The sequence below is a fragment of the Patescibacteria group bacterium genome (assembly GCA_030583705.1).
Taxonomy (GTDB): domain Bacteria; phylum Patescibacteriota; class Patescibacteriia; order Patescibacteriales; family Patescibacteriaceae; genus Patescibacterium.
This window is the reverse complement of sequence record CP129471.1, coordinates 563915-579683: the sequence shown is the minus strand read 5'-3', so window position 1 is coordinate 579683 and position 15769 is coordinate 563915. Positions and strand designations below refer to the sequence as shown.

Annotated in this window: 15 protein-coding genes and 1 tRNA gene; 13 read left to right on the top strand and 3 right to left on the bottom strand. The window is 36.5% G+C overall.

Translation table 11 applies throughout. The features are described 5' to 3' along the window. Positions 1 to 11 precede the first annotated feature (11 nt). The 6 genes from QY321_02820 to QY321_02795 all read left to right on the top strand — a co-directional run bounded on the left by QY321_02820 (position 12) and on the right by QY321_02795 (position 5350). On the top strand, positions 12 to 1103 hold the full coding sequence (locus QY321_02820) for a prepilin-type N-terminal cleavage/methylation domain-containing protein (protein WKZ24524.1): 1092 nt from the start codon (positions 12 to 14) through the stop codon (positions 1101 to 1103). Positions 1104 to 1325: 222 nt separating this feature from the next. Then, entirely contained in the window at positions 1326 to 1775 is a 450-nt protein-coding gene (locus QY321_02815) for a transcriptional repressor (GenBank protein ID WKZ24523.1), read from the top strand. Between the two features lie 55 nt (positions 1776 to 1830). After that, positions 1831 to 2508, top strand: coding sequence for a ZIP family metal transporter (locus tag QY321_02810; protein WKZ24522.1), 678 nt, complete (start codon positions 1831 to 1833; stop codon positions 2506 to 2508). Between the two features lie 117 nt (positions 2509 to 2625). Then, positions 2626 to 3585, top strand: a complete 960-nt coding sequence (locus tag QY321_02805) for an AAA family ATPase (GenBank protein ID WKZ24521.1) — start codon at positions 2626 to 2628, stop codon at positions 3583 to 3585. 70 nt (positions 3586 to 3655) lie between these two features. Next, positions 3656 to 4039, top strand: a complete 384-nt coding sequence (locus QY321_02800) for an SCO5389 family protein (GenBank protein WKZ24520.1) — start codon at positions 3656 to 3658, stop codon at positions 4037 to 4039. A 117-nt stretch (positions 4040 to 4156) separates the two neighbouring features. Then, the gene (locus QY321_02795; protein WKZ24519.1) at positions 4157 to 5350 is read left to right on the top strand and encodes a hypothetical protein; all 1194 of its coding nucleotides are present in this window, start codon (positions 4157 to 4159) and stop codon (positions 5348 to 5350) included. Between the two features lie 72 nt (positions 5351 to 5422). Here QY321_02795 and QY321_02790 read toward each other — a convergent pair whose 3' ends face one another. Further along, positions 5423 to 8071, bottom strand: a complete 2649-nt coding sequence (locus QY321_02790; protein ID WKZ24518.1) for a cation-transporting P-type ATPase — start codon at positions 8069 to 8071, stop codon at positions 5423 to 5425. A gap of 204 nt (positions 8072 to 8275) precedes the next feature. Here QY321_02790 and QY321_02785 point away from each other — a divergent pair, with 204 nt between their 5' ends. Next, a complete protein-coding gene (locus QY321_02785; protein ID WKZ24517.1) occupies positions 8276 to 8965 on the top strand; it encodes a DUF389 domain-containing protein in 690 nt (229 codons plus the stop codon). A gap of 13 nt (positions 8966 to 8978) precedes the next feature. Here QY321_02785 and QY321_02780 read toward each other — a convergent pair whose 3' ends face one another. Beyond that, positions 8979 to 10523: a peptidoglycan DD-metalloendopeptidase family protein gene (locus QY321_02780; protein ID WKZ24516.1), complete on the bottom strand. Its 1545-nt coding sequence runs from the start codon at positions 10521 to 10523 to the stop codon at positions 8979 to 8981. A gap of 182 nt (positions 10524 to 10705) precedes the next feature. On the opposite strand from QY321_02780, the gene QY321_02775 reads away from it, so the two are divergent. From QY321_02775 to QY321_02765, 3 genes are all read left to right on the top strand, one after another. Next, positions 10706 to 10903: a cold shock domain-containing protein gene (locus tag QY321_02775; GenBank protein ID WKZ24515.1), complete on the top strand. Its 198-nt coding sequence runs from the start codon at positions 10706 to 10708 to the stop codon at positions 10901 to 10903. A 289-nt stretch (positions 10904 to 11192) separates the two neighbouring features. Next, entirely contained in the window at positions 11193 to 11417 is a 225-nt protein-coding gene (locus QY321_02770; protein ID WKZ24514.1) for a hypothetical protein, read from the top strand. Beyond that, a complete protein-coding gene (locus tag QY321_02765; GenBank protein ID WKZ24513.1) occupies positions 11393 to 12070 on the top strand; it encodes a nucleotidyl transferase AbiEii/AbiGii toxin family protein in 678 nt (225 codons plus the stop codon). Before QY321_02770 ends, QY321_02765 begins: the two co-directional genes overlap by 25 nt. Positions 12071 to 12105: 35 nt before the next feature. On the opposite strand, the gene QY321_02760 is transcribed toward QY321_02765, so the two are convergent. After that, positions 12106 to 12176, bottom strand: a tRNA-Gln gene (locus tag QY321_02760). Positions 12177 to 12324: 148 nt separating this feature from the next. Between QY321_02760 and QY321_02755 the strand changes: the two genes are divergently transcribed. The 3 genes from QY321_02755 to QY321_02745 all read left to right on the top strand — a co-directional run bounded on the left by QY321_02755 (position 12325) and on the right by QY321_02745 (position 15739). Then, complete coding sequence (locus tag QY321_02755; GenBank protein ID WKZ24512.1) at positions 12325 to 13305, top strand: PfkB family carbohydrate kinase; 981 nt, start codon at positions 12325 to 12327, stop codon at positions 13303 to 13305. 62 nt (positions 13306 to 13367) lie between these two features. Continuing rightward, positions 13368 to 14225 (top strand): bifunctional DNA-formamidopyrimidine glycosylase/DNA-(apurinic or apyrimidinic site) lyase, encoded by an 858-nt coding sequence (gene mutM, locus QY321_02750; protein WKZ24511.1) that lies wholly within the window; start codon positions 13368 to 13370, stop codon positions 14223 to 14225. 176 nt (positions 14226 to 14401) lie between these two features. After that, entirely contained in the window at positions 14402 to 15739 is a 1338-nt protein-coding gene (locus QY321_02745; protein WKZ24510.1) for a hypothetical protein, read from the top strand. Positions 15740 to 15769: the final 30 nt, after the last annotated feature.

The window sequence follows — 15769 nt, the reverse complement described above, 5'->3', positions numbered from 1 at the left end:
ACATGACTTATTTGAGTTATAAAAAATCTATAAATCAGACTCATAAAGCCTTCACCCTAATAGAATTATTAGTGGTTATAGCTATTATAGGTATATTATCTACTCTAGTAGTAGTAGCCCTAGGTAACTCTAGAACTAGTGCCAGAGACGCTAAAAGACTAAATGATCTAAAAGCTATGGCTAATGCTCTAGAGTTATATTTTGCAGATAATAACTCATATCCCGCTTCTATTACCCCAGGACAACCCCTAGAACAAGGTGGAGTAGTATATATGAGTAAAGTACCCAATAACCCAACCCCAAGAACTGATGGGGATTGTCCGGATAGTGAATATTCATATGTTGTTAATCTAAATGGTGCATCATACGCTATTGGTTTTTGTTTGGGCTCAGATATTGGTTCTCTTAAAGCCGGTATACATACAGCTAGCCCCCAAGGAGGCATAGGCAACTCTGGTTTAATTGGTTGGTGGCAGTTTAATGAAGGGAGTGGTAGTACAGCTTTTGACACGAGTGGCAATGAACGTCATGGAACTATTAATATTGATACTCAGTCACTCTGGTCAACCGACACTCCTTCGGGGAATGGGCACTCTTTATTGTTCTCAGGAAATGTTAGTGAAAGTGTTAATGTTGGTTTAATTCCTATGGGTGGGTTAACTGAGGTTTCAATTTTAGCTTGGATAAAATGGAATGGGAATCATTCTGGAGGTTATTCGGGAATATTTTGGAATGGAAACGGTCATGATCCAGGTCGCATTATGGTTAATGGTGCGGGAAGTTCTAGACCTCTCTACTTACAGAATTCCAGTATTGGAGGAACTAATACTTCAGGCAGTGTCATTAATACAAATGAATGGATGCTGATTGGTTATACATACAGCCAAGCTGAAGGTAAACAAAGATTATATGTTAATGGAGTGCAGGTATTAGAGGCAAATAGAACAACTCCTTTTCAATCATCCGCTAATCCTATTAGAATTGGTTGGGGGCATAGCACAACATATATGTTTAACGGACATATTAGTGAGTTTCGTATATATCAAAGGGTAGTGACAACAGAAGAGCAAGAGAGTATATATACACTTGGTTTAATTGATTAAATATATATTACATTATATCTCTAACTCTAAAAGACATTTATCTTCTAATTTTTGTTTTAAAGATTAATTACATAAATTAATCTTGTATATTTTTAACTTAAATACGCCACCCGGTTGGCGTATTCTTTTTATTCAATATAAGCTTTAAAACTATCTATTGACAAACGCAACTAAGTTGCTTATACTGGTTAGATAATTTAAGTAAGGTGTTAATAAGTCAATATGACAGTAACTAATAATAAATCCAGTGCTGAGATTATCCATGAGTTAAGCGAGCGTGGTTATAAAAAAACCAAGGTCAGACAAGAGCTGATCGGTTATTTAAATAAACTTAAAAAGCCCATTGATGCGGTTGAACTCTTGGTTTATTTGAAAAAAAAGGGAATTGAGGTTAATAAGACTACCGTGTACCGTGAGCTTAATTTTTTACTAAAGCAAGGCGTTATCGTTGATATTTATTTTGATGATGATAAAACATATTACGAGATTGCCGGGCTGCCGCATCACCATCACTTGGTTTGTCGTTCTTGTAAAATTGTTGAAGATGTTTACGCTGAAGGAGATGTTTGTCTTTTAGAAAAAAAGATTATGAAAGAAACTAATTTTGTTATAGAAAAGCACAGTCTGGAGTTTTTCGGTTTATGTAGATTATGCCAGAAGTCGTGCGCTTAATTATTATTCATTTATTATTAATTAATAACTTTAACTTTTAATTTTATTTAATCCTATGGAAACAACACCTAAAAATAATTGGCGTTACCTTATGTCCTTCTTAGTGGGTATGGTGGTGGCTAATTTGCTTTTTCATACTGTGCCTGAGATCTTTGAAGAAAGAGAAATCTCTTTAATGATGATTATTCTTTTCATTATCTTTGGTATTGTCTTTCAGTATCTTTTGCATAAGTTTTTAACTCCGGTTAAGGGTTTGGGTAATCAGTTCCTAACCTTTTTGCATATTCATAACATTACCGATGGTTTTATTATTGGTTTGGCGATTATGGTAAGTTGGGAGTTCGGACTTTTAGTAGCTTTGGGTATTATGCTGCATGATGTTATTCATAAAGTCATTGGTTACCAATTTCTACGTCGACAGGGAGATAGTAGAAAAATTGCTTGGGTAAAGATTATCTATACCTTTGGAACAATTATTATAGCCGGCTTCTTAACCACTCTTTTACAATTCTCCGAAGAAGTGGTTCAAGCTGGGGGAGCTTTAGCAGCCGGCTCCTTAACATATGTTAGCTTCTTGTTGCTTAAAGAAGTTTACCTAAGAGTAACTAGCGAAGGACTTAACCCTTCACAGGAGAAAGCCTTTAAGACCCTTTATTTGGTAATTGGGGCAGCGGTGATGATCGGTTTATTCTTAATTTTCGGTCATCTGGAGATTTTTGAATACGGACATTAATTAGCGTTATTTATTAAGGTTTATAGGTCCTTTTATTAGATAAGAGGGCCTGTAAACATGCTTAAAATATAGACAACTTAGTTGCGTATTATATAAGTATTAATTTTTTAATATTATATGAGAATTGCTTTTGTTGGTAAGGGTGGGTCTGGCAAGACAACTTTTTCTTATCTTTTTGCTAAATTTTTATCTTCTAAGTCTTTACCGGTTTTGGTCATTGACGCTGATATTAATCAGCAGTTGGGGAAATTACTGAGACTAGAAGAACAAGTTTCCCAGCCTTTATTTGAACGAGCCGAAGAGCTAAAGAATTTCTTCAGAGGAGAAAATCTCTTTATTAAATCGTCTGATCTGATGATTAAAACCACTCCACCAGGGAGAGGTTCACAATTAATTTCTTTTAAAAAAGATTTTGGTTTTTTAAATAATTTTACTGTAAAATCAGGCAGCCTTTATTTTGCGGATACTGGTGATTTTGAAGATGATGATATAGGAGTTAAGTGTTATCATTCCAAAACTGGCTTAGTGGAAATAATTTTAAATCATTTTATTGATAATCAAGATGAATATATTATCGTTGATATGACAGCTGGCGCAGATGCTTTTGCTTCAGGTCTTTTTACTAAGTTTGATTTAACGGTTTTTATAGCTGAATCAACAGAACAATCTTTGGCGGTTTATCGTCAGTATGAAAAATACGCACATCTTTACAATGTTCCTTTGGCAGTGGTAGTTAATAAGGTTGAAGATTCAGAAGACCGGCTTTTTGCGGAAAAAAACATTGATAATATTTTGGCTTTTTTCCCTCGCTCAATAATGGTTAAAAAAATGGAAAGAGGAGAAGCTATTAAAATCAATGAATTGGAAAAAGATAATCAAGAGGTTTTAGAAGTTATAAAAGACAAGCTTGATGAAAGGGTTAAAGATTGGGAGCTTTTTTATAAACAAAGTATTTATTTTCATCAAAAAAATTGTTTAAGCTGGGCTAATGATTCTTTGGGTAAAGATTTAACCGAACAAATTGATCCGGAATTTGATTTAACTCAAGAAGTTTCGCGTATGACCGCCGGTTATTAAAAGATAATCGACGGTTGAATGGGAAAATTTCAACAGATAAAAAAATTTTAAAAATTTTAAAAATAAAAAAATGTCATTGAACTTTGAAAAATCAACGGTGGAAGCCGTTAAAAATGGGGAGCTTGAAGTTACCCCAGAAATGATTGTTAAGGAAGTTTGCAACTCTTTGCCTGAAGGCGGAGAGACCATAGTCTCTTTGTGTAAGAAAGCCTCTAAAACTGGCAAGCTTGAAGTTTTTAATCCTCCAAGTATTTCCGATAATCTTAGAGGTCAAATTCTTAGAATTATGGCCTCTGACGCTATTAGGCAATCATTTGAGAATAAATATGAAATTAATTTGGCTTTCAGAAACTGCCACGCTGTTGGGGCAGCTAAAGAAGGCTCTCTTCTTAAAGATTTTAGTTCTTTTAAATCCCAACTTCTTGCTCAGTCGCCAGAATTAAGAGATTGTTAGTTGAAAGTGTATACATAAAGACCCTTAAAATAAGGGTCTTTTTTACTTGACAAAATTTTTTAAAAGTGATTAAATGATCTTTATGGTCTTAAAAAATTAAATAAACAAGGAGAAAAAATGAAACACCATTCAAATGTTTCAAGGGAAGTAAGTAATTTAAAGGGAGTAAATAATTTAAATGGAGTAAGTTTAAACGGTCTTGCCAATTTTTATTACATGGACCGTTTTAAATTAGTTAATTGTTTAAATGATTGTGTACCGGGACAAAGACTCTTCTTTCAAGAGGTTGTTAAGGAATTTTTTAAAGAAGATAAAAAAGTCTTTGAAAAATTGTTCCTAGTAAGTATTGCTACAGCCATATTGAAAAATAATTGTGAAGGGAAGCCCTTAGGTCTTTTTGCTAAAGAGGGCGCTTCTTATTTACCGTTCTATGGGTTCTTAAAGAACAGAATTTTTGAAAGACATAGTTTTGGATTTAATATGTTGTATGTGGAGGACCAGGATACAAGGAATTATTTTCTTAATTTCTTAAAGAATAAGTTTGGTCTCTACATGGCAATGTCAAAGAACTTTGGCATGTTTCTTTTTTCGAAAGAAAAGGAAGTTTCTAAAGTTATCATGGATTACTTAGCTTTGGCTGATAATTTTTCTAATATTAAACCCATTGGTGCTAATATGGAAATTATAAAAAAATCGGTCAATATGACAAATATTGAGATATGTCATGTTCGGCAGCTTTTAGCAGCAGCCGAGAGATTTAATTTCAAGCTCAAGAATTCTCAGGTCGCAGTAGTCACTTCAAAACCTTACATTGATCACCAAAAGTTTTATAAGCTAAGAGATTATAAAAAGTCCGTTGAAGCGGAAATGGCAAAGAACTCATGTACTATATGTAAAGAAAAGGTTTTCTGCAACGGCTTTGAGTTGCAAGTAGATAGTTGTAGTTATACCCACTTTAAATGTCTTGAGGATGATTTAAAAGAGATTGGTTTCCAATCTTCCAATATGTCGGCTTATCATCCCGCAAATAAAGAAAAGACGATGTTGAATCCTGTTTCTTTAAAAGATATATTAATTAATAATCTAGCTTTTAGTATCAGCAGGGGAAACGATGATTTATTCAAAAAGTTTTCAACAATACTGGATATTTGTAATAAAACCGGTATCGATCCTTCCGAAATTTCTAACAGAGTTTATTCTCTATTTTTAAATGAGACTATCTCTGATGGAGAAAAAAAATTAAAAAGTTTATATGCCGTTTGTAATGCCGCTAATGTCAAAATTAACGTTGCGCTTGCGGTAAAAATGTAGTTCTATCTTTACGCAGAATTCTTTATGATGATTTTTAAAAATCATAAAGAATCTGCGTTTTTTATTTGTATTTTAATTTAAAGCCAACCCTTCCTTTTTGTGACTAGTTAGTTTCATGGTATCAAAAAGTATAATAATTATTAGGGCTATACCGGCTAAGGTTAACCAGATCGGCCAGGTAAGTGGTATTAGTTCAAAGACTTTACCAAAAGGTGTATTAACCAATATTAAGGTAGTGGTAATTGAGAAGAGGGAAGCATAGACTAAATATGGATTACGGAAAAGACTGGCTCGGTGTACTGGTTGCCTAAAGGAACGGAAGTTAAAGGCATTGGCAATTTCCAAAAAGATTAAAGCTACCATAGTGGTGGTTCTGGCCGTATTTAAGTCATCTGTTATGTTTAGGGTAATATAGAAAACAGCTAAAGCTATACCCCCAATAGTTGTACCGGCGATAAAGATCAGTTTAATTAAGCTCTTGTTTAAAAGACTGGCATTGCGTCTAGGGGGTTTGTCCATAGCGTCTTTTGAGGCTGGATTAAAGCCTAAGGAGATAGCCGAGAGATTGTCGGTTATCATATTCATGAAAAGGATTTGTAGAGCTATTAAAGGCAGTGGTAGCCCTAGGGCGATAGCTAGAATGATTATCATAATCTCTCCGTAATTAAGAGAAATTTGTAAGGTGATAAACTTCTGGATATTACTGTAGATAGTCCTGCCGGTTTTAATGGCCGAGACAATGGTTTCAAAGTTATCGTCTTTTAATACCAAATCAGCCACGGCACGCGAAACGTCAGTACCGTTTTTACCCATCGCTACCCCAATATGTGCCTCTTTTAGAGCCGGTGCATCATTAACACCATCGCCGGTCATGGTAACTATTTCTTTATTCTTTTTAAGAGCTTTAACTATCCTTAGTTTATGTTCAGGTCTAACACGGGCAAAGATAGCGATCTTTTTTACCGCTTTAATTAGGGCAGCGTCGGTTAGTTTATCAATTTCAGCACCAGTCATGATCTCTCCGATCAAACCTATTTCTTGGCCAATGGCTTTGGCGGTCTCCGGATTATCACCAGTAATCATCTTCACTTTAATACCGGCTTGACGACATTGTTCAAGGGCTTTGGCTACATTTTCTCTAGGTGGATCCTCTAAGGCAAAAAGTCCGACTAAAATAAGTTTATTATCCTCAACTAAACATTCCTGTTTAGTTTTTTTATTTTTTATTTTCATTAAAGTAGGGGAATAAGCCACGGCTATTACTCGGTAGCGTTTAGCGGTTAGTCGCGCCGCTAGGCGTTTAAAAGTGTTTTGCGCTTGGCGATTAAAGGGCTTAACTTCTCCGTTGTCTAGATATCTATCGCATTGTTCATAAAGCGCTTCCGGGGCTCCTTTGGCGTAAATTATAGTCTTTCCTTCTTCTTCTACTGTGACGGACATCATTTTTCTTTCCGAGTTAAAAGGTATTTCAGATAGACGTTTATCTGGTAAATCATTTTGGAAAATCTCAGCTTTAGCGCCGGCAATCAATAAAGAGCCTTCGGTAGGCGTACCAATAATCCTGTACTCTTGGTTTTCACCAACTCTTTTTAATGAAGCATCATTACAAATTACCGCAGCCCTAAGAGCCAACTGTAAATCTTTTTCAGCTAGAATCTTTTGTTGGTTTTTTTTAAAAATAAAACCTCCCTCACTTTGAAACCCTACCCCACTTACTTCAATTTGTGCTTGACTTAAAATAATCTTTTGGACAGTCATTTCTCCGGTGGTAATAGTGCCAGTTTTATCTGAACAAATAACCGTAGTCTCACCCAGAGTTTCAATAATGGACATACGGTTAACAATGGCGTTTTCTTTGGCCATGTTATATGCACCACGGGCTAGAGTAGACATTAAGACTACTGGAAAAGCTTCTGGAAAGGCCGAAACAGCTAAAGCGATCATAACAATAACTATATCAGTAACAGCTTCTGAGCCTAAGGGCAAAGAACGACTGACCATAATCAAGCCAACGGTTAAAGAAGCGCCAAGGGCGACAAAAACCATATACCGGGCAATGTTATTAACCTTTTTTTGGAGAGGTAATTCTTTTTCTGTTTCAGATATTAGACCGGCAATTTTACCGAATTCGGTACGCATGCCGGTTTCTAGTACTTTGGCGATACACTTACCATTGGAGATATAAGTGCCCATGAAGATCTTATGCTTATTTTCAATGCCTTTATTGTCTTTTTCGGCTATTTCTTTTTTAACATCAATTGATTCACCAGTTAAAACAGCTTCATTAACTCTTAGTTCGGTTTGCTCTAAGAGCAAAGCGTCGGCTGGTATTTTTTCTCCGGTTCGTAAAACAATAATATCTCCTGGTACGATTTCTCCAGAAGGTATTTCTTGTTCATGGCCATCTCTAACTACAATAGTCATAGCCATAATTAGTTTTTTAAGAGCTTTAACGGCTTTTTCGGCTTTAAATTCTTGAAGAAAACCGGTAATGACGATTATTAATATAATAAGGCTAATCATGTAGCCGGTGGTTGTTTTACCAACAGCAAAAGAGGCAATAGCAGCGCCAGCTAAGAGATAGACGATAAAGTTCTTGCTGATTTGCCTAAAAAGAATACGCAGGGGAGAAATCGGGGCTACGTCTTTTATTTCGTTTGGTCCGAATTTTTCCAACAAGCGAGTGGCTTCACGTACGGTTAAACCTTGAGGGTACTGCATTGTTTATTATTTAAAAATAAATATTTTATATATTTTTATTATAACATACTTTTTCTTAGTTAACCAAATAGTTAACTAATTTTAAGATTGTTTATTTAATTTTTTTTATTTGCTATAATTAAAGTATAAGTACATGGTGTTTTAATAAAGCTATAATTTTTTAATAAAATTATCTTTTTTAATAAGTTTAATAATAAGTTTTTTATGTTTTTAGGTAATTTTTTTTCTTTTTTTCATAAAAGGTCTCCGGATATTTTAACTATTAGTCGGAGAGATCGTTACAGGACGGTTGATGAGCTTTTTTCTCATCTTAGGTCTGTTTCGGTTTATTTTGTTTTATTGGGCCTATCAGCAGTTATTGTTTCGGCCGGTGTTTTATTGAATAATTCAGCGATTACTATTGGTGGCATGTTAGTGGCACCTCTTTTAACGCCTTTATTAATAATTGGTCTAGTGTTAGCTACCGGACATATTAGGCCTCTTTGGCGGGTACTGCTTTTAATAATCTCTTCATTTCTTATGGTTATTCTTGTTAGCGGTCTTATGTCAATGATTTTTTCCAACGAAAATATAACCTCTGTTTTTGATAGAAGCGAAAAAGTTATGTTGTTATATGCCATGGTGGCTATAGCTTCCGGAGCAGCCGGAGCTTTTGCTTGGTGTCGTCGAGAGGTTTCTGAGGCTTTACCTGGTGTTTCGGTGGCCGTTACCTTGGTTCCACCCTTAAGTTTAATGGGTATTTGGTTAGCTCAAGGAGATTGGCCGGCTTTTGTTTATTATGCAAGTATGCTCGGTCTTAATGTTAGCGGTATAGTTATAGGTAGCTTTTTAGTTTTTGTTCTCTTAGGTTTTCATTCGGTAAATAAATCAGTGCAATCCAGAGCTGAAGAGTAGGGTAATGAGTTTACTATCTTCGGTACCTCCAACCACCTTCGGTTCCCTGGGTTCCTTGATTAAAATTAAAACTCTGATTAACCACCGTTCGTACTGAAGCTCGACGACCGCTGGAGGTAAGTCGGATGGTGCCATTCTTATCTGCGTCTACTTCATAGCCACCTCTCCACCATGATTCAAAAGCCGTGGCCTCACGAACTTCCATGCCCTGGGGAGTAAAGACACGGATATGAGGGTCGCCTTTGGAGGCTGGCACAGTTACAATCTGATATGATCCTGCTGATTGAAAAGTTGAACTTGTATTAATTACAGAAATTTTAACACCACCGCGAAAGCCTTGATCATATGCAAAGAATGAAGTGTCCGGATTACCGTTAATATCAAAAGTCCTTATGTGTGGTCCTCCACCAATTAATGGTGAGGTAATTATTCTAGCTGGAGATTGTGAGCTAGCGGGAACTACTGCTACATCAATACCGCCACGAAAACTTTTGTCATATGCCATAAAGCCGGTTAGGGGAGTGCCGTCTGCTTTAAAAACTCGCACATGCGGACCACCGCCAGGTCCTGCACCAGTAATAATTTCCGCCTTACCATCGCCATCAATATCAGCGACCGCTACTCGTACTCCGCCACGAAAAGCATTGGGATAAGCCATAAAGCTACCGCGTGGTTCGCCGTTGGTACCTAAGATTCTAACATGTGGACCACCGCCCGGTCCGGCACCGGTAATTATTTCATCAATACCATCTCCGTCAATATCACCAGCAGCGACATTTACCCCACCTCTAAAAGCCGTAGGATAAGGAAAAAAGTCGGCGATCACTAATTTATCATTATTAAAAACTTTTACGTGCGGACCACCACCAGGTCCAGCGCCTGTTACTAGAGTGCCTCCATTACCGAAATTACCGGAAGCGATTGAAGCGCCACCCTTAAATTCTCCATACGGTACGATTTCATATGATTGTATAGGGGCAGGGACAGGTGTGGTTACTCTAGTAGCTGCTCTTAGACTTTCATAAGGGTTAATCACCGAACGATCTGGAGCGTGAATTTCAAAATGAAGGTGGGGCGATGTACTTTCGGCGTTACCGCTATCTCCCACCCAACCGATAACTTGTCCGGCTTTGACAGTAGCCCCGTTAATGACATCAGGCGCATAGGCGTAAAGCCCGCCACCAAGTCCGTCGTCGGTACCGGGTGTGTCGTTGTTAACGTGAAGATACCAATATTGCCAACCATCAGCGTCACGCAAAGAAATGGCATAGCCCCATTCAGGTTGTGGATATTGCACCCATTGGACAGTGCCGTCTACAGCCGCCAATAACGGGCGCATTTTTGGAGCAAAAATATCATTACCTTCGTGTGTGCGTCCACTGGAACGCCCATCGCCGAAGTCATTTCCATATGAAGAAGAACCTAAAACCGGAAACACAATAGAACGAACTGATGTGTTTGAGGTTTGAGCCTGGGCCGAGGAAACGGCACCGTTATTAGAGGTCAGTAGAATTAGACCTATAATTACTATTAGATTGAAAAAGATACCTTTATGCATAGTGGTGTTAGGTTAGCACAGTAACGTATTAGGCACAAGCTTGAATTTAGCTAACCCTATTGACACAAAAAAATATTAGTGCTATACTATAATAGTAATGCGTATATGACGTTTGTGAGTTAGTCGATTCAATTAAATATCTATCACACCTTACAATTTTATTCATTTTTCTTGATAAATCCATGCAAGGTACAATTAAAAAATTGACCGATAAGGGTTTTGGTTTCATCTCTTCTGAGGGCCAGGAAAAGGACTTATTCTTCCATAGCAATAGCTTGGTAGGTGTCCAATTCAATGACCTTCAGGAAGGCGATGCTGTCAGCTACGAAGTTGAGCAGTCCGAAAAGGGACCAAACGCGGTTAATGTCAAACTCGCTTAATATTAGCGTCTTAAAACACCTCGTCAGAGCTTTGGCTCGGCGGGGTGTTTTTTGTTTAAATAGGTAAGTTAAGATATACCTTGTCGCTTTGTTTCTTCTAATGTCTATATTTCACGAAAGGAGTCTTTAAAGAGTTATAAAAGTGACATAATTAATTTTTATTATTCGGCAAATAATGAAATTTAAGAGCAGATTGATTTTAATTGGTCTGCTTTTTTGATTATTAAAATTATTTTATGGTTTTTTATTGTGTTGATTTTTTATCAATTTTTTGCTATACTGTATATATATGAAACTAAGACAATCTTTATTTTGGGATGTTGATCCCAAAAAGATAAATCCCAGCAAAAACGCCCAATATGTTATTGAGCGTATAGCTGATTTTGGCCGAGACGAAGAAGTTAGATGGGCTTTTAAATTTTATGATAAAACCTTATTGCGCAAGGTGATTAGCAAATCGAGATCAATAAGACCTAAAACCAAAGCTTTATGGACTCTGCTGCTAAAAAAATAAATTGGTATTATAATACTTTGCCAAAGAGCACTAAGACAGCTCTTGATTTTTTGTCAAAAGATTTATGGTTTAAAAAAAGAACCGGTTGGTATCTAGCCGGAGGAACGGCCTTGGCTCTTCAGGCGGGGCATAGAAAATCGGTAGATTTGGATTTTTTTATTGATAAAGATTTTAAAGAAAAAGAAGTTATTGAGTATTTTTCCAAGAATTCTCAATGGTCTACCGAAGTTGAAGATAAAGGAACTGTATATGGTACTTTATTTAAAGCTAAAGTAAGTTTTATTTCATACCCGCTTTTTATTGCCAAACAGTCTTTTTTGAAACATGGTTTTATTAAAGTTTTAGACAAACAAGACGTTGCCGTTATGAAAATTGTAGCTCTGGCTCAACGAGGTCGTAAAAGAGATTTTTTTGATCTTTATTGGTGTGCTCAAAATATAGAACCATTAGGTAATACAATAAGGCGTTTACCTAAACAATACCCCTCGGTGGCTCATAACTACCATCATATTTTAAAGAGTTTGGTTTATTTTAATGACGCTGATCATGATCCTGATCCTGTAATTAATTTTAAAGCCGATTGGCTCAAAGTTAAAGCTTTTTTTCGTAAAGAGGCAGCTTTAGCGGCTAAGGATTTAATGGGTTTAATGTAAACTCTAATAACTGTTTATACATTAATAATAATCTGCTCGAGGGCAGGGATTCGAACCCCGATAGCCAGGACCAAAACCTGGAGTCCTACCATTAGACGACCCTCGAAAATTGATTTTTTTAAATTAAAGTATGGTTTTTTTAAAACCAACTTTCTCCTCCAGAGTATAAGTTGTTTTTATCTTTTTGTCAAAGTCTGCTATAATGATGGATATTAGGCAAAGGCTTTTGCCGACTAATTTTTTATAATATCATTATGCCAAAACGTTATGACCTAGTGGTGGTGGGCGGAGCCACCGAAGATATCTTTTTTACCGTAGATGACGCCGTATTAGTAGATAATCCTGGTGATCTATTACGGCAGAAACTGATCGGCTTTGAATATGGGGCCAAGATCGGGGTTAAAGAGCTTAATTTTAGTTGCGGTGGGGGAGCCTCCAATGTCTCGGTTGGTGCTAGCTGCCTAAGTCTTAAAACCGCGGTTATTACCACTGTAGGAAAAGACGAGAGAGGTAAAAAGATTTTAGATAATTTTAAGCTTTACAAAATAGAAAGTCGAGTAGAGATTGTTAAACAGGGTTTGTCCGGAGTTTCTTTTATCTTAATCGCTCCAGATAAGGAACACGTAGTTTTTACCTACCGAGGAGTTAACGGAGATTTAAAGATAGGTAAAAGAGAAGCTAAATTACTATCTTTAGCTAAGCGTACCTATCTTACTTCTTTATCCGGTGGTTGGCGAAAGCTTTTACCTTTACTTTTTTCCGCCTCCAACAAAGTCTTTTGGAATCCTGGACGTGAACAACTACAAGCCGGTTACGCTGTTTTAAAACCCTATCTTCAACAAATCGAAATTTTAAGCCTTAATAAAGACGAGGCTCTTGAGTTGCTTTTATCGGATAAAAAAAGAAAGGAGAAAGTTAACGCTTCTTCTTCCTTGCCGACTCTTTTAAAGATACTTTCTTCTTATGGTCCGCAAATTTGTATTATTACCGACGGTGCCAAAGGAGCTTATGCCTATGATGGGCGTAGGGTCTATCGGCAAGAGGCTATTAAGCCGAAGAAAATTACCGATACTACCGGTGTTGGAGATTCTTTTGGTTCGGGCTTTGTCTCGGGTCTAGAGCTTTACCATGGGGATATCTCCAAAGCTCTTAAGCTGGCCGCTCGTAACGCTTCTTCGGTTATTGCTCAGGCTGGTTCACAAAATGGTCTATTACGCATAAAGAGAAAAAGATAATAAGATAATAAGAAATTAACAAAGAAATTAACTAGGAAAAGTTTAGAACTTAGATAAACGCTATGCCAGAATTACCGGAAGTTGAAACCATTGCCCAAGATCTTAATAAAAGCTTGGTTGGTTTAAGTGTTAAAGAAATTAAAATATTGGGAGGGCATAAGGTAGTTAAAACTCCCTTAGTATCGTTGCGTAAAATTCTTTATAAGAAAAAGCTAAAAAGAGTTTTTCGTCGGGCCAAGATGGTGGTTTTTGATTTTGATAAACATTATCTCTTGGTTCACCTTAAAATGACTGGGCAACTTATCTATCTTAGTGGACGATCTTTAGTAGCTGGTGGTCATCCTATCATCTCCACTGGAGTACAAGTACCTAATAAGCATACTGTTTTAGAAATTACTTTAAATAAAGGTAAACTTTATTTTAATGATGTAAGAAAATTCGGTTGGCTTAAGCTTTTGGATAAAAATGAGTTTATTGAACTGGATAAAAGAACCGGACAAGAACCTTTAGAACAAGGCTTTACTTTAAGTTTTTTCGCTGCAATTTTAAAACGCCGAGCCGGTTTAAATATTAAAGCCGCTTTACTTGAACAAAAACATTTTGTTGGAATAGGTAATATCTATGCCGATGAAATACTTTTTAAAGCCAAGGTTAAACCGGCACGCAAAGTTGCTTCTCTTGCAAAAGAAGAGATAAAGAAAATATATCAAGCGACTGTCTATATTTTAAGACTATCCATTAAACATCGAGGTACAACCTTTAGAGACTATACGGATGCGGCTGGACTTAAAGGTAAGTTTATTAATTACCTTAAGGTCTATGGACGATCAGGTTTAGAATGTAGGCAATGTTCGGCTAAAATTCTAAAAGACAAGGTAGCTGGACGGGGGACTCATTGGTGCGATAATTGCCAAAAATAAAGACACTGGAAAAAGAAAAAGATATAATAAAATATTTTAAAAAGGTTAGGTTATTGCGCTTTTTTCGCCTGATATGGTATAATAAAAATAGATATAATATAGATATAGTTAAGTTATTTATAATAACAGATAATAATATATCAATTTTGATTGTAATTATTTTTAATTTTAAGCTTATGAAATTTCACCATTCTTTAATCTTTTTAAGCTTATTTGTTTTTTCTTTATTATTTTGGTTAACTAATTCGGTTAGTGCTCAAGGAGGAATAATCGGAGGTTCTGGCAGTGGTAATGAAATTGTTTCAAGAGATGCTATTGGTTTAAGGGTTGTACCTAATCCGGAGCATCACGGACCTTTGCAGTGGTATGATAGAAATATTGCCATTAAAGGAGCGCCCCAGTCTTTTATCGTAGATGGTTATGAGGCGGTACGTGATGGGAGAACGATCTATGTTAACGCTGCTAATGCGGTGGAAGTTAAAAGATGCGGTAATACCTTAAAGATTTGTAAAACTAATGCAGACTGTAGCGCTAGTCAAGGTTTCTTAGATGGAGATAAGAATGGGAAAAAGAACTTTTTGGATTATTTTGTAAGTCCCACTAACGCTCAAAGCAGTCTTACTTGTATTGATTCAAACATTCCGGAAATATATACCAACATTTACGTTATCTCCCATAACCAAAATCCGGAAGTTGCCACCACCGATATTTTCGGCCAACTTTTACAGTTTTGGAAGTTTAATTATAACGTTAAAACTTGCAGTAACGATCATCTAAAGGGTTGTAAACAGGATAGTGATTGTGTTGTTGGCTCCCAAACTGCTACATCTTCAGGAACTTGCGAGCTACATGGTTTTTGTAGTGAAACCTCAGAGCAGGGTTGTTTATTAAGTTCAGATTGTCCTTTGGGGGAGTTTTGTTTAAATAAAAAATCTGCGGTTATTAGAGATGTTAAAAGACTTTCCGACTTGCGTTTAATGAAAGATAGAATTGAAGCTTATGGCGAAAGAAATAAACACTATCCCAGACTTGAATCTGGAACGTATTTGACCAACAAGACGGTTTCCACTTGGCCCAGTTGGACAACGACTTTAGCCAATACCATAGGCGGCTCCGTTCCCGGTGATCCGGTTAACCAACTTGGTCCTTGTGGAGAAAGCTTTAACCCAATAACTTGTTGGGATGAAACTAATAAGAGGTTTGCCGGGCAACATAGTCCTCTAGAATTACCAGTAGACAGTAAAGCTTATTATTATGAATTTTTCACTACCCCGGTAAACAACAATAATTTTAAATTTTGTTCTTTAGGGGAATCAGGTTATTTTAAAGGTGTAGCCTCGGGTGGTGAGATTTGTCAGACAGGTGACAGTTGTTTCCCGAATTGTACCAACCGTAATTGTGGGGGAGACGGTTGTGGAGGTTTTTGTGGCACTAATAATGGTAATTGCCCTAGCGGACAATCATGTAGTAATCAAGGGGTTTGTCAAATAGCAATCCCGGTTGGTAGTTATTAATTCAATTTGTTAATTTATTTATTTGTTATA

Coding starts and splice junctions, on each gene's coding strand:
- QY321_02815 (WKZ24523.1), top strand. CDS start 1,326: ATGACAGTAACTAATAATAAATCCAGTGCTGAGATTATCCATGAGTTA.
- QY321_02765 (WKZ24513.1), top strand. CDS start 11,393: ATGGACTCTGCTGCTAAAAAAATAAATTGGTATTATAATACTTTGCCA.
- QY321_02775 (WKZ24515.1), top strand. CDS start 10,706: ATGCAAGGTACAATTAAAAAATTGACCGATAAGGGTTTTGGTTTCATC.
- QY321_02805 (WKZ24521.1), top strand. CDS start 2,626: ATGAGAATTGCTTTTGTTGGTAAGGGTGGGTCTGGCAAGACAACTTTT.
- QY321_02770 (WKZ24514.1), top strand. CDS start 11,193: ATGAAACTAAGACAATCTTTATTTTGGGATGTTGATCCCAAAAAGATA.
- QY321_02755 (WKZ24512.1), top strand. CDS start 12,325: ATGCCAAAACGTTATGACCTAGTGGTGGTGGGCGGAGCCACCGAAGAT.
- QY321_02780 (WKZ24516.1), bottom strand. CDS start 10,523: ATGCATAAAGGTATCTTTTTCAATCTAATAGTAATTATAGGTCTAATT.
- QY321_02795 (WKZ24519.1), top strand. CDS start 4,157: ATGAAACACCATTCAAATGTTTCAAGGGAAGTAAGTAATTTAAAGGGA.
- QY321_02745 (WKZ24510.1), top strand. CDS start 14,402: ATGAAATTTCACCATTCTTTAATCTTTTTAAGCTTATTTGTTTTTTCT.
- mutM (WKZ24511.1), top strand. CDS start 13,368: ATGCCAGAATTACCGGAAGTTGAAACCATTGCCCAAGATCTTAATAAA.
- QY321_02810 (WKZ24522.1), top strand. CDS start 1,831: ATGGAAACAACACCTAAAAATAATTGGCGTTACCTTATGTCCTTCTTA.
- QY321_02800 (WKZ24520.1), top strand. CDS start 3,656: ATGTCATTGAACTTTGAAAAATCAACGGTGGAAGCCGTTAAAAATGGG.
- QY321_02790 (WKZ24518.1), bottom strand. CDS start 8,071: ATGCAGTACCCTCAAGGTTTAACCGTACGTGAAGCCACTCGCTTGTTG.
- QY321_02785 (WKZ24517.1), top strand. CDS start 8,276: ATGTTTTTAGGTAATTTTTTTTCTTTTTTTCATAAAAGGTCTCCGGAT.